This is a genomic window from Bacillus sp. FSL W8-0645 (genome assembly GCF_038007905.1).
GTDB lineage: Bacteria > Bacillota > Bacilli > Bacillales > Bacillaceae > Bacillus > Bacillus pumilus.
Genome location: NZ_JBBOYC010000001.1, coordinates 601161 through 613700, shown reverse-complemented (window position 1 = coordinate 613700; position 12540 = coordinate 601161). Strand labels below are relative to the sequence as shown.

Sequence of the window (12540 nt, the reverse complement as noted above, 5' to 3'; positions counted from 1 at the left end):
AGCAAAGAACACGGTTATATACTCGATCATGAAACAATATCAATTATTTATGAAAAAGCATCTGTACTTCTTTGTTATTGATGCAGATAGATATTTTAATTTTCATTCAAAATATCTAGAATGGTACTAAGATTTTATAAGCTGTTAATGAATTTCGAATTCAACAAAATGAAATTAAAATGCTAATGAAACATGAATGGCATGATCACAATTTTGTTTTTGCTAGAGTAAAGGGGCCTTACTGGGGATATCCTCACTTTATTAAAACTATTGAAAATGGTTTAATAAAGTTCTAAAAAAGTCAGGGATACAGAAGAAACTAACTCCTCATTCTTTAAGGCACACCCATACTTCTCTTCTTGCTGAAGCTGGTGTGGATCTCCAAAGGATAATGGATAGACTTGGACATACAGAAGATCAAACAACAACTAAAATATACCTGCACATCAAAAGACAGAAAAAAAGAAGCTTCTCAAAAGTTCGGAGAACTAATGAAAAGCCTCTAATTTTTCTATGTGGCATCAAAATGGCACCAAAATGAGTGTGACTTACGGTTAAACCCTTGATTAATAAGGGTCTATATCCGTTGTTACATCATTCCACCCATTCCGCCCATGCCGCCCATATCCGGCATTCCGCCGCCTGAGCCGCCTTCTTCTGGTTTCTCAGCAACGACTGCTTCAGTTGTTAGAAGCATTGCTGCAACAGAAGCTGCGTTTTGAAGTGCAGAGCGAGTTACTTTTGTTGGGTCAACGATTCCTTTTTCGATCATGTTTACCCATTCGTTTGTTGCTGCGTTGAAGCCTACGCCAATTTCTTCGTTTTTCAAGCGCTCAACGATGACTGATCCTTCAAGACCTGCGTTGTGAGCGATTTGACGGATTGGCTCTTCAAGAGAACGTAGAACGATGTTCACACCAGTTTGAACGTCACCATCTGCTTCAATTGAAGCGACTTTTTTGTATACATTCACAAGTGCTGTACCACCACCGGATACGATACCTTCTTCAACTGCTGCACGAGTTGAGTTCAAGGCATCCTCGATGCGTAGTTTACGCTCTTTTAGTTCTGTTTCAGTTGCAGCACCAACTTTGATGACAGCGACGCCACCAGCTAGTTTTGCAAGACGTTCTTGTAATTTTTCTTTATCGAATTCAGAAGTTGTTTCTTCAACTTGCGCACGGATTTGGTTCACGCGTGCTGCGATTTGAGCAGAATCTCCTGAGCCTTCTACGATGGTTGTGTTTTCTTTTGTCACAACGACTTTAGACGCGCGGCCAAGCTGACCGATTTCAGTTGATTTCAGGTCAAGTCCTAGATCTTCTGTGATTAACTCTCCGCCAGTTAGAACAGAGATGTCTTCAAGCATTGCTTTACGACGATCACCGAATCCAGGTGCTTTTACTGCCACTGCGTTGAATGTTCCACGAAGTTTGTTCACAACAAGTGTTGCAAGTGCTTCGCCTTCTACATCTTCAGCAATGAGCAATAATGGTTTTCCTTGTTGTACAACTTGCTCAAGTACAGGAAGGATTTCTTGAATGTTTGTGATTTTTTTATCAGTGATTAAGATGTAAGGATTTTCAAGAACCGCTTCCATCTTATCAGAATCCGTCACCATGTATGGTGAAGCATATCCGCGGTCAAACTGCATTCCTTCAACCACTTCAAGCTCAGTTGTGAACCCTTTAGATTCTTCGATTGTGATCACGCCGTCGTTACCTACACGCTCCATTGCTTCAGCGATTAGGCTTCCCACTTCTTCATCTGCTGCAGAAATAGACGCAACTTGAGCAATTGATTCTTTGCCTTCGATTGGTTTAGAAATCTCGTGCAAGCCTTCAAGTGCTACTTTCACTGCTTCTTCGATCCCTTTACGAACGCCAACAGGGTTTGCACCAGCTGTTACGTTTTTAAGACCTTCACGGATCATCGCTTGAGCTAGAACTGTTGCAGTCGTTGTACCGTCACCAGCTACGTCGTTTGTTTTGCTTGCAACTTCAGCCACAAGTTTTGCACCCATGTTTTCAAATGCATCTTCTAATTCGATTTCTTTTGCGATCGTCACACCATCATTTGTGATAAGTGGAGAACCGAATTTTTTCTCAAGAACCACGTTACGTCCTTTAGGTCCTAAAGTCACTTTTACAGCATCTGCAAGTGCATCTACACCACGTAACATCGCGCGACGTGCTTCTTCACTGAACTTAATATCTTTTGCCATAATAACGAAACCTCCTCAGTCTTTTTAAAAATGTATCTCAATGTTTTTTATGTGATTAACCAATAACAGCTAAAATGTCGCTCTCACGAAGGATTAAATATTCTTTGCCTTCATATTTCACTTCAGTGCCTGCATATTTTGAGAAGATAATGCGGTCGCCTGTGTTTACTTCTAACGCAACGCGCTCACCACTTTCAAGTACACGACCTGAACCTGCTGCAACAATTTTACCTTCTTGCGGTTTTTCTTTTGCAGAATCCGGTAACACAATACCGCTAGCGGTTTTTTCCTCAGATTCAACGAGTTCAATGATTACGCGATCGCCTAATGGCTTTAACATAAGAAACAACCTCCTCAATTTTTATATGTAGTCTTTTTTTAGCACTCATCACCAGTGAGTGCTAACACATTTATTATAATAAAGAATGTCTTCTGCAATTTCAAGTAAAAACCTTTAAAAATTTTTACGCTTTCATGATCTTTTTTCAACTGAGATTCTTTCCTTTTCATCGAAAAAGAAGACTTGTGTTACAATAAATCTAGTTCTTTTAGTAAAGGGGTTTTCGTTACTTGAAAAAACAATATTGGTACATCATCTTAACGTATATATTGGTACAGGTTTCTGCGATTCCGTATGTGTTGATCATGAAATGGTTAGGTTACATTCAGACACCGATGACACAAGCAGAGCTCTCTAAATTGTCAGGAACATGGACAATCATTAGCTTCTGTGTCGGATTAATCATTATTCTGCTCATTCTTCGGACTGTGCCAAAAGCTTCACTTCGAAATGAAGCACCAGCTCCAGTCGGCGCGGCAATCGCTTGGATCATTGGCGGTTTCTTTCTTTCCCTCTTAGCACAATCAATTGCGGGGGCGATTGAACAATATGCATTTGGCATTGGCCGAGAATCCGAAAATACTCAAAACATTTTATCCATTATGGATGCAGTTCCATGGCTTGTGATCGTCATCGCCCTGATTGGACCGATATTAGAGGAAATCATTTTTCGAAAAATCATCTTTGGTGTGGTTTATGAAAAAACGAATTTTTTCATTGGAGCACTTGTCAGTTCAGTGGTTTTCGCTGCTGTACACAATGATTTTCCCCATATCTTGCTCTATACCGCAATGGGCTTTACCTTTGCCTTTTTATATGCGAAAACAAAACGAATCATTGTTCCAATCGGTGCTCATATGCTGATGAACTCACTCGTCATTCTTGTGCAGATTGAGCCAGTAAGAAAAATGATTGAAGAACAATCTCAAACAATGCAAATGATTATTGGAGGCTTTTTCTCATGAGAAACCCTGTTGTATGGGGCATCATTTATTTTGCCGTAGGTGTGGCTTTCACCTATATGGCCATTCAAAATCCAGGTGACATGTGGTCATTTTACAGCATTTTGCTGATGGTGTTTGCGGCCTATAATATTAATATCGCGCTTAAAATGTTTGCCTTCTCTGTCAAACTCAAAAAACAGCAGCAAAAATAAATCAAAAACCATTTTCCGCACTTGGAAAATGGTTTTTTTATGGAGGACAAGTTTTCATGGAACAAGAAAAACTGAACATCTTAAATGAGCAGCATGAAACAATTGGAGTTACAACCCGTTCAAATGTCCACGCCCAAGGCCTTTGGCATGAAACCTTTCATTTCTGGCTTCTCAAAAAGGAACATGACACCATGTATCTTTATTTTCAGCTAAGAAGTCCCGCAAAAAAGGATTTTCCTTCTCTTTTTGATATCACCGCAGCAGGTCACCTTCTTGCAAATGAACAGCCTTCTGACGGTGTGAGAGAGGTAGAAGAAGAGCTTGGTCTTACTGTCCCTTTTGAAGATCTAGCCTTTGCAGGTGTTATACAGGATGAAATCCATCTACCCAATTTGACTGATCGTGAATTTTGCCATGTCTATCTTTACGTCCATCCAGAAGAGCAGATGAACATTCAATTACAAAAAGAAGAAGTCGCTGGACTTTACAGAGCAAAACTAATGGATGCACAGCAGCTTTTCACAAGAAAATGTGACAACATGCAGCTGGAGGGCTTTGAAGTTGATGAAGCCGGAGAACGACGTGAAGAAAGCAGAGTAGTCTGTATACAAGATTTTGTTCCGCATGAGCCTGCCTATTATCAGCATCTATTTCAAGCAATCAATCAATTCCTGTCAAAATAGAAAAAACATCGTGACCCTTATTTGGATCACGATGTTTTTTATGAGACATCATCATTTTCTTTCTCCTCTGTCTCTGTTTGCTGCATTTTGCGATAGGTCACTCTTGAAATGACAATACTCACTTCATACAAAACGAGCATTGGCAAGGTAACCATGAGGTGAGAAACGATCTCTGGCGGTGTAATCAGTGCGGCAATGACAAGGAGGACAAAATAGGCATACTTCCGTATTTTTGATAAAAACATCGGTGTGATGATGCCAAGTCTTGTGAGAAACATCAACACAACGGGCATCTGAAACAAAAAGCCAAATGGAAGTGTTAACTGCATCAGAAATGTAAAATACTCATGAATCCCAATCACTTGCTCTACATTTAAATCATTCGACATCCGTATCATAAAATCGACGACAAACGGAAACAAAATAAAATAAGAGAAAGCCACACCACTCAAAAATAAAAGCAGTGCAATCGGAATGTAAGCAAGTGTCACCTTTCTCTCTTTTTCATATAAGCCCGGGCTCACAAACGCCCAAAGCTGATATAAAATCACGGGACACGTCAAAACCAAAGCAATGACAAATGCGAACTGCATAAACACGTACAGCGGATCTGTGAGCTTAAATGCATTCAGTGTCAGTGTGGCGGCTTCATCGGTATTTTGTAAATACACAATGACCGGCTTAGCGAGAAAAAAACCTGCCACCATAAAGGCGACAAAAAACATCGCAATGATCACTAAACGTTTTCGCAGTTCCACAATATGCTCCATAAGCGGCATATCTTTGACATTCATGAAGCTCATCCTATTCTACTGATCTTCTTTTTTCTTATTTTCTTCCTGATCATCAGCTAAACCTTTTGTGGCATTTTTGAATTCACGTAATGTATCTCCTGCTGCTCTTCCTAATTGAGGAAGCTTTTTCGGCCCAAAAATAATGAGCGCAACAATCGCAATCAGAACCAAACTTCCAGGACCAATCGGACCCATTTGCTCCACCCCCTTTACCCCTTTTCGTCAATCCTCCTGCGTAATAGAGTAATGCTTTAAGAAATACACAAGAGACTGAAGTTCAACCGCCAAATCTATATGATGAATTCGAATGTGTTCCGGCACATTCAATCGGGCCGGCGTAAAATTAAGGATCCCTTTGATGCCAAGGGCAATCAAACGATCTGTAATGGGTTGAGCTGCTACGGCAGGTACTGTCAAAATAGCAACAGGTATATCCCCTACCTCTTGAACATGCTCTTCAAGCTTATCCAAATCATAGACAGGCACGCCGCCTATCTCACTTCCTATTTTACTCTCATTGACGTCAAAAGCCATCGAAATTTTTGTATTATTGTTTTTGATGAAATTATAGTGTAAAAATGCAGTCCCTAAATTCCCGACACCGATGAGCATGACATTGGTCATTTCATCTTGGTCAAGTGTCTTTCTGAAGAAGGTCAAAAGGTAATCGACATTATAGCCATACCCCTTCTTCCCAAGTGCACCAAAGTATGAAAAATCTCGGCGAATGGTAGCAGAATCCACTTTGACTGCATCACTAAGCTCTGCTGATGACACCCTTTGTTTTCCTGATGCATGCAGATTTTTTAAAAAACGGTAATATAGCGGCAAACGTTTGGCTGTCGCTTGTGGAATTTTTGACTGATCTATATTCATATAAGGTCCTCCAACTTAAATATCAGATGCTCTGTGAAAATCACCGTTTTTCCCGCCTGTCTTTTCAATTAAATAGGTAGGACCGATGATCATGCCTTTATCAATCGCTTTGCACATGTCGTAAACGGTCAGTGCACATACTGAAGCAGAAGTGAGCGCTTCCATCTCAACACCCGTACTTCCTTTTGTTTTCACCTGTACTTGTATGTTCAGAATGTGCGCATTTCCGTCTTCCTCCCAATCAAAGGAGATATCCACGCCTTTTAGTGCAAGCGGATGACACATTGGAATGATGGTAGATGTTTGCTTTGCTGCCATGATGCCAGCAACCTGTGCAACAGACAGCACATCCCCTTTTCCAATTTCACGTTGCTCTATTTTATGAAACACTTCTTTTATCATACGAACACTTGAAGCAGCAACAGCGGTTCTCACAGTAGACGATTTGTCACTAATGTCGACCATCTTTGCTCTTCCCTGTTCGTTAAAGTGGCTAAATTGGCTCATCTTTTCAACGCTCCCTCACTCAAATGATACACTATTTTTTCCTATCTGTCTTTCATTTGAATATGGCGATTGTATGTAACATTTGCCGGTTTACTGCTGATAAGCTACACTTAACATATTATAGCAGAGGTGAAGTTACATGATGATTCTACAAGTGAATCAGCTATCCAAATCGTTTGGTGCTGATACCGTTTTAACGAATATAAAATTGGAAGTCAAAGCAAGGGATCGGATTGCCATTGTAGGTCGTAACGGCGCAGGCAAATCCACCCTTTTGAAAATCATTGCCGGTCAATTGTCTTACGAGCAAGGTGAGATCATCAAACCAAAAGACCTATCGATCGGCTATTTAGCACAGCATACCGATGTGACGTCTACACGTACGTTAAAAGACGAATTATTATCGGTTTTTGATCATTTGAAAAAGATGGAACAAGAGATGAGAACCATCGAGGAGAAAATGGCTTCCTCTACAGGTTCTGAGCTAGATTCCCTCATGAAAACCTATGACAGGCTACAGCAGGAATTTAAAGATCAAGGCGGCTATCAATACGAAGCAGACGTCCGCTCCATTCTTCATGGGCTCGGCTTTAGTCACTTTGAAGATGGGACAACCGTTCAATCCTTAAGCGGCGGCCAGAAAACCCGTCTAGCGCTTGGAAAGCTCTTATTAATGAAACCAGAACTCTTAATTCTGGACGAGCCGACCAACCATTTAGATATTGATACCTTATCATGGCTGGAGCAGTATTTGCAAAATTATACAGGCGCCATTCTGATCGTGTCCCATGACCGCTACTTCTTAGACAAAGTGGTGAACCATGTATATGAAGTCTCAAGAACTGCTATGAAAAAGTTTGCAGGCAACTATAGTAAGTATCTTGATCTGAAAGCTGAGCAGCTAGAGCGCGATATGAAGCTTTACGAAAAGCAGCAAGAAGAAATCTCAAAGCTTCAGGATTTCGTAGATCGCAACCTAGCAAGAGCCTCAACCACAAAGCGCGCTCAGAGCAGACGGAAGCAGCTGGAACGAATGGATCGTATAGATAAGCCATTAGGTGATGAAAAATCCGCAAACTTTCATTTTGATATTACGAGACAAAGCGGCAATGATGTGCTGAAGGTACATGATCTCGACATTCGTTATGATGAAAAAACACCGCTTCTATCCTCTCTTTCTTTTCAGATCAAACGCGAGGATAGCGTGGCACTCATTGGTCCTAATGGGATCGGAAAATCAACCCTTTTAAAAACGTTAACGAACGCATTAAAGCCTGTAAAAGGCGACATCACCTTTGGATCTCATGTCACAATCGGCTACTATGACCAAGAACAAGCCAAACTGACATCCTCCAAAAAAGTGCTCAATGAGCTTTGGGATGACTATCCTCATATGAATGAAAAAGAAATTCGGACATGTTTAGGGAACTTCCTCTTTTCCGGTGACGACGTCTTAAAGCCCGTTCATGCATTAAGCGGTGGAGAAAAAGCACGCCTTGCCCTGGCAAAGCTGATGCTCCAAAAAGCCAATTTCCTGATACTTGATGAGCCTACAAACCATTTGGACTTAGATAGTAAGGAAATTTTAGAAAATGCACTGATTGATTATCCAGGAACCATCTTATTTGTCTCGCATGACCGTTATTTTATCAACCGTCTGGCAACGAAAGTATTCGAGCTGTCGCCTACAGAAACAAAAGAGTATCTCGGTGATTATGACTACTACCTTGAAAAGAAAAATGAACAATTAGAGCTTGAAGCGATTCAAGAAAATGAGGCGCTGAAAAAACAAGCAGCCAAGCCAGTTGAAACGGCAAAGCTTTCGTATGCGGAAGAAAAAGAACTGAAAAAGAAAGAAAGACAAAAGCAGCGCAGAATCGAGGAAATTGAAGAACGGATTGCTGTCATTGAAGCGAAGCTTGGTGAAAATGAAGAGCTTCTATGTGATCCTGCTATTTTTCAAGATCACGAGAAGGTCCAAAACATTCAAACAGAAAATGATACGCTTCATCAAGAGCTGGAATCCCTTTTCTCAGAGTGGGAAGAGCTATCCGAATCGTAAAGAGTGCCCTAATGGGTGCTCTTTTTTCTTTTTAGTGAAGATTTCTTATCCACATTAATATCCACAATAACTTCTTTATTATTCTTTTAAAAATCGGACTTATCCACTTTATCCACAGAGATTTAATCACATATCCACATAAAAGAACGTATTTGTGCACATCCACTCATTTTAAAACAAAATTTTCTAACAATTGTGGATATATCATGTTTACTTGTGAATAAATCGCTTTCATTAAAAATGAAAAAAACCTGTGTATCCACAGGAGTTTTCATTCATATGAGACAAGCGGTAAGCCCGGCTGGCCATTCATCGCCATATCGCCTCTTATACCTTTTTCAAACGCAATGGTTCCAGCAGCAGCGATCATGGCTGCATTGTCTGTACAAAGAGATAATGGTGGAATAATGACCTTCACGTCAGGAAGCTTTGTGAATGCTGTCGTTAAGGCTTCTCTCAGTCCTTTATTGGCAGCGACTCCCCCAGCTAGGACAACCTGCTTGACGCCATAGGCCTCTGCCGCTTTTAATGTTTTCCCAACAAGCACCTCAATGACACTTGCTTGAAAACTTGCTGCCAAATTCTCTGGAGCAATTGTTTCTCCTTTTTGAGATGCATTGTGTAGTGTGTTAATAACAGCTGATTTTAATCCACTAAAGCTAAAGTGATAGGAACCTTCTTCAAGCCATGCACGTGGAAGCTTAATCGTTGGCTCTCCTTCATGTGCTAACCGATCAATATGAGGTCCGCCTGGATACGGAAGACCCATCGTCCGGGCCACTTTATCGTAAGCTTCTCCAGCCGCATCATCTAATGTTTCTCCGATAACCTCAAAAGACCCGTGCTCTTTCATTAGTACAAGCTCAGTATGTCCACCAGAGACGACAAGAGCCAAACATGGAAACTCCAATTCATCTACAAGTTGGTTTGCATAAATATGCCCCGCAATATGATGTACACCAACAAGAGGAATTTGATGAGCAAAGCTCAGTGCCTTGGCTGCATTGACACCGATTAGAAGGGCACCGACTAAGCCTGGTCCTTCTGTGACAGCAATGGCATCTAAATCCTGAAAGCTCATATTAGCCTGTGCCATTACTTCTTCTAACACGATGGTGACTTGCTCCACGTGATGCCTTGAAGCGATTTCTGGGACAACTCCGCCAAATCGTTTATGGCTTTCTATTTGCGATGCGACAACATTCGCTATAATTTCTTTCCCATTTTTCACAATAGATGCAGCTGTTTCATCACAGCTTGTCTCTATACCTAATATGAATCGATCTGTTTGTTCATTCATTTATATTCACCCACATGACCAATGCATCTTCCCCATTATCCGTATAATAATTCTTTCGAATAGAAGCTGGTCTGAAACCAAGCTTTTCATAAAGGGATTGTGCGGGTGTATTTGAAACCCGCACCTCTAAAGAAAGATGATCTGTCTTTTTTTCTTTACAAAATTCCATGACATATCGCAGCAACGCTTCCCCGTAACCCTTTCCTCTATGCTCAGGGAGAATCGCAATGTTCGTAATTTGTGCATCGTCCATGACGATCCAGACCCCGCAATACCCAACAGGCTGCTCATCTTCTTCAATGAGAAAATAATGGCTGTACTGGTTATGAAGAATCTCATAGACAAATGATTCTTTTTTCCAAGGGGCAGTAAACGAATGCACTTCAATCGTGTACACCTCTGGAATGTCGGCTACTGTCATTTTTCGAATCTCTGTTATGTTGAGATTATTTTTGTCCTTCAAGCCATTTCACTTCCGCTTCTGCCAAACGAATATAGTTAGGAACAAGCTGATGGACATCTTCAGCAGGACGATCTGCCCCTAAAAATGCAAGCACTGAAGGTCTTGGGTTATGAAAAGCTCCCTCCGCTATCACAGCCGTTTCTCCTAAAATGGAGCGAATGCTCTCTTCATGAAGATGCACATCCTGTCCAAGGAATAGGACAGGCTTTTCTGTTTGCTTCAGCTCATGAAGCCAATCCGTGAGCAAGATATTTTGGTCTGGTTTGATCTCTTTGATCTTTCCTTCTTCAAACGTATATAGCCCAGTATATACTTGTCCTCTTCTCGCATCGAATAGTGGCGAGATCCATCCATCAAAGTATTGACCATTTGCCGCAAGTGTTTCTAAACTCGAAACAGCCGATATCGGGATAGATAGCGTCCATGCGAGTGTTTTGGCAATGGTCACACCAATTCGGACACCAGTGTAGGAACCAGGTCCTTTTGCTACAACAATTTTACTTAGTTCACTTGGGGCTACACCACATTCTTTCATCAATGCCTCAACAGTCGGCATCGCTCGGACGGAATGGTTCTTTTTTAAATACGTGATGCTCTCACCAATCACTGTGGAATCTTTGACAAGGGCAATTCCTAGTGTATGGTTCGACGTATCAATTGCCAGTATGGTCAAATTCTTTCATCTCCTTACAAAGGGTCTCATAGCGTTCCCCTTTTGCACTAAACGTGAGATGACGTTCTTCTTCACGTTCTGTTCTCAGCATTTCTATTTTCAAATAGGAGGAAGGCAATTGAGGTCCAATGAGATGTGCCCACTCAACCAAACATACACCTTCACCCTCAAAATATTCTTCGAGCCCGATATCTTCTTCCGCATCTTCCATGCGGTACACGTCCATATGATAAAGTGGCAGTCTGCCATCGGTATATTCTTTAATAATCGTAAAGGTAGGGCTGTTGACGATACGGGTAATCCCTAAGCCTTCTGCAAAACCTTTTGAAAAAGTCGTTTTGCCTGCGCCTAAATCCCCTTCTAATGTCAAAACATCGCCTGGCATCACAAGTTTGGCCAAAGCAGCGGCAATTCGTTTCGTCTCATCCGCACCTTTTGTCGTCCATGTTAATTTCACAGTTGATGTCACCTCATTTCTTAAAATGATTATATCCTTTTTTCATTAACATTGTTTGCTGCTCATTGTCTTTTAATAGAACGCTTGCTGCTTGATCACCTTTGACTTGTCCAATGCGTTTGACTTGAATGTCTTTTTTCCTACATTGCATTTCAAAGCTTTCCCAATCAGCCTCTGGAATCGCACCAGTTAATACAAAGTCTTCCCCGCCAAATAACACCCATTCCAGCCAGTCTTTACGCAGCACTTGTAAATCTGGATGTACGGGGAGCATGTTTGCTTCTATCTCTATCGTCACATGACTCGCTTCGGCTATCTCATTCAGCTCACTCGCTATTCCATCACTCACATCATTCAAAGTGACCCGAGGGAAGCTTGAGCAAATGAGACCAGCAGCAATATGAGGCTGAGGCTTTTTATGACGCTCAAGAAAAAAGGCTGTGTCGACTGACTTGGGAGGGGGGGCTATTTCGTTCATTAAAAGTGATAAGCCAGCAGCTGATGAACCAAGCTGACCTGTGACAAAGACGACGTCTCCTGTCTGAGCACTGTGACGATAACAAGCTTTCCCCTTTGGTACCTCGCCAATGACCGTCACTGTAATGACAAAGTCACTGCGAGTGGCAACCGTATCTCCACCAATCAAATCCATTTGATAAGTATCAGCCAATGCTTTCATTCCCTCGTAAAGGGCTGAAACGACCGTCTCATCACCATGAGGCGGGATTGCAATTGATACAAGATAATACTTTGGGGTTCCTCCCATTGCGGCGATATCACTGACATTGACCGCTAGTGCTTTAAAGCCAATCTCAAAAGGTGTGGAAAAATCAAAGCGGAAATGAACATGCTCCACCATTGTATCAACACAAACGACCTCTTCACAATGTGAATGAGGTTGATAAACACTTGCATCATCACCGATGCCCATAACCAAAGAACGCTGATGTGTTTCTTTTGGTGTAATTCGGCGAATAAGATCAAATTCATCCATAAAAAGACAGC

At 41.4% G+C, this 12540-nt stretch carries 16 protein-coding genes; 5 read left to right on the top strand and 11 right to left on the bottom strand.

What is annotated here, in order from left to right; all coding sequences use genetic code 11:
• Positions 1-307: 307 nt before the first annotated feature.
• The gene (locus NST39_RS03060; RefSeq protein WP_341029930.1) at positions 308-541 is read left to right on the top strand and encodes a tyrosine-type recombinase/integrase; all 234 of its coding nucleotides are present in this window, start codon (positions 308-310) and stop codon (positions 539-541) included.
• A gap of 48 nt (positions 542-589) precedes the next feature.
• Here NST39_RS03060 and groL read toward each other — a convergent pair whose 3' ends face one another.
• Both groL and groES read right to left on the bottom strand, forming a co-directional pair.
• A complete protein-coding gene (gene groL / locus NST39_RS03055) occupies positions 590-2224 on the bottom strand; it encodes a chaperonin GroEL (protein ID WP_341026956.1) in 1635 nt (544 codons plus the stop codon).
• A 55-nt stretch (positions 2225-2279) separates the two neighbouring features.
• Entirely contained in the window at positions 2280-2564 is a 285-nt protein-coding gene (gene groES / locus NST39_RS03050; RefSeq protein WP_003214120.1) for a co-chaperone GroES, read from the bottom strand.
• A 230-nt stretch (positions 2565-2794) separates the two neighbouring features.
• Between groES and NST39_RS03045 the strand changes: the two genes are divergently transcribed.
• The 3 genes from NST39_RS03045 to NST39_RS03035 are packed head-to-tail and all read left to right on the top strand — an operon-like array spanning position 2795 to position 4403.
• Positions 2795-3529 (top strand): CPBP family intramembrane glutamic endopeptidase, encoded by a 735-nt coding sequence (locus NST39_RS03045; RefSeq protein ID WP_341026954.1) that lies wholly within the window; start codon positions 2795-2797, stop codon positions 3527-3529.
• Positions 3526-3720, top strand: a complete 195-nt coding sequence (locus tag NST39_RS03040; protein ID WP_003213897.1) for a YdiK family protein — start codon at positions 3526-3528, stop codon at positions 3718-3720. Before NST39_RS03045 ends, NST39_RS03040 begins: the two co-directional genes overlap by 4 nt.
• A 56-nt stretch (positions 3721-3776) precedes the next feature.
• Positions 3777-4403, top strand: coding sequence for an NUDIX hydrolase (locus NST39_RS03035; protein ID WP_341026952.1), 627 nt, complete (start codon positions 3777-3779; stop codon positions 4401-4403).
• A 38-nt stretch (positions 4404-4441) separates the two neighbouring features.
• Here the strand turns inward: NST39_RS03035 and tatC are convergent, their stop codons facing one another.
• Genes tatC through moaC form a run of 4 tightly spaced genes read right to left on the bottom strand, consistent with a single transcriptional unit; the run spans position 4442 to position 6580 of the window.
• Positions 4442-5206 (bottom strand): twin-arginine translocase subunit TatC, encoded by a 765-nt coding sequence (tatC, locus tag NST39_RS03030; RefSeq protein WP_341026950.1) that lies wholly within the window; start codon positions 5204-5206, stop codon positions 4442-4444.
• Between the two features lie 6 nt (positions 5207-5212).
• Complete coding sequence (locus NST39_RS03025; protein WP_012009077.1) at positions 5213-5392, bottom strand: twin-arginine translocase TatA/TatE family subunit; 180 nt, start codon at positions 5390-5392, stop codon at positions 5213-5215.
• A gap of 27 nt (positions 5393-5419) precedes the next feature.
• A complete protein-coding gene (locus NST39_RS03020) occupies positions 5420-6073 on the bottom strand; it encodes a redox-sensing transcriptional repressor Rex (RefSeq protein ID WP_012009076.1) in 654 nt (217 codons plus the stop codon).
• 15 nt (positions 6074-6088) lie between these two features.
• Positions 6089-6580, bottom strand: a complete 492-nt coding sequence (gene moaC, locus NST39_RS03015; protein ID WP_003214058.1) for a cyclic pyranopterin monophosphate synthase MoaC — start codon at positions 6578-6580, stop codon at positions 6089-6091.
• Between the two features lie 139 nt (positions 6581-6719).
• Between moaC and NST39_RS03010 the strand changes: the two genes are divergently transcribed.
• Complete coding sequence (locus tag NST39_RS03010) at positions 6720-8642, top strand: ABC-F family ATP-binding cassette domain-containing protein (RefSeq protein WP_106032862.1); 1923 nt, start codon at positions 6720-6722, stop codon at positions 8640-8642.
• Between the two features lie 271 nt (positions 8643-8913).
• Here the strand turns inward: NST39_RS03010 and tsaD are convergent, their stop codons facing one another.
• The 5 genes from tsaD to thiL are packed head-to-tail and all read right to left on the bottom strand — an operon-like array spanning position 8914 to position 12529.
• Positions 8914-9942, bottom strand: coding sequence for a tRNA (adenosine(37)-N6)-threonylcarbamoyltransferase complex transferase subunit TsaD (tsaD, locus tag NST39_RS03005; protein WP_341026941.1), 1029 nt, complete (start codon positions 9940-9942; stop codon positions 8914-8916).
• Complete coding sequence (gene rimI, locus NST39_RS03000) at positions 9935-10363, bottom strand: ribosomal protein S18-alanine N-acetyltransferase (protein ID WP_003214231.1); 429 nt, start codon at positions 10361-10363, stop codon at positions 9935-9937. The genes tsaD and rimI overlap by 8 nt, the downstream gene beginning before the upstream one ends.
• Positions 10364-10388: 25 nt before the next feature.
• Positions 10389-11078 carry a tRNA (adenosine(37)-N6)-threonylcarbamoyltransferase complex dimerization subunit type 1 TsaB gene (gene tsaB / locus NST39_RS02995; RefSeq protein ID WP_341026938.1) on the bottom strand — a complete coding sequence of 230 codons (690 nt, stop codon included), beginning with the start codon at positions 11076-11078 and terminating at the stop codon, positions 10389-10391.
• Positions 11059-11535, bottom strand: coding sequence for a tRNA (adenosine(37)-N6)-threonylcarbamoyltransferase complex ATPase subunit type 1 TsaE (gene tsaE, locus NST39_RS02990; protein ID WP_081277219.1), 477 nt, complete (start codon positions 11533-11535; stop codon positions 11059-11061). Before tsaE ends, tsaB begins: the two co-directional genes overlap by 20 nt.
• 13 nt (positions 11536-11548) lie before the next feature.
• On the bottom strand, positions 11549-12529 hold the full coding sequence (gene thiL / locus NST39_RS02985; protein WP_341026935.1) for a thiamine-phosphate kinase: 981 nt from the start codon (positions 12527-12529) through the stop codon (positions 11549-11551).
• Between the last annotated feature and the right edge of the window lie 11 nt (positions 12530-12540).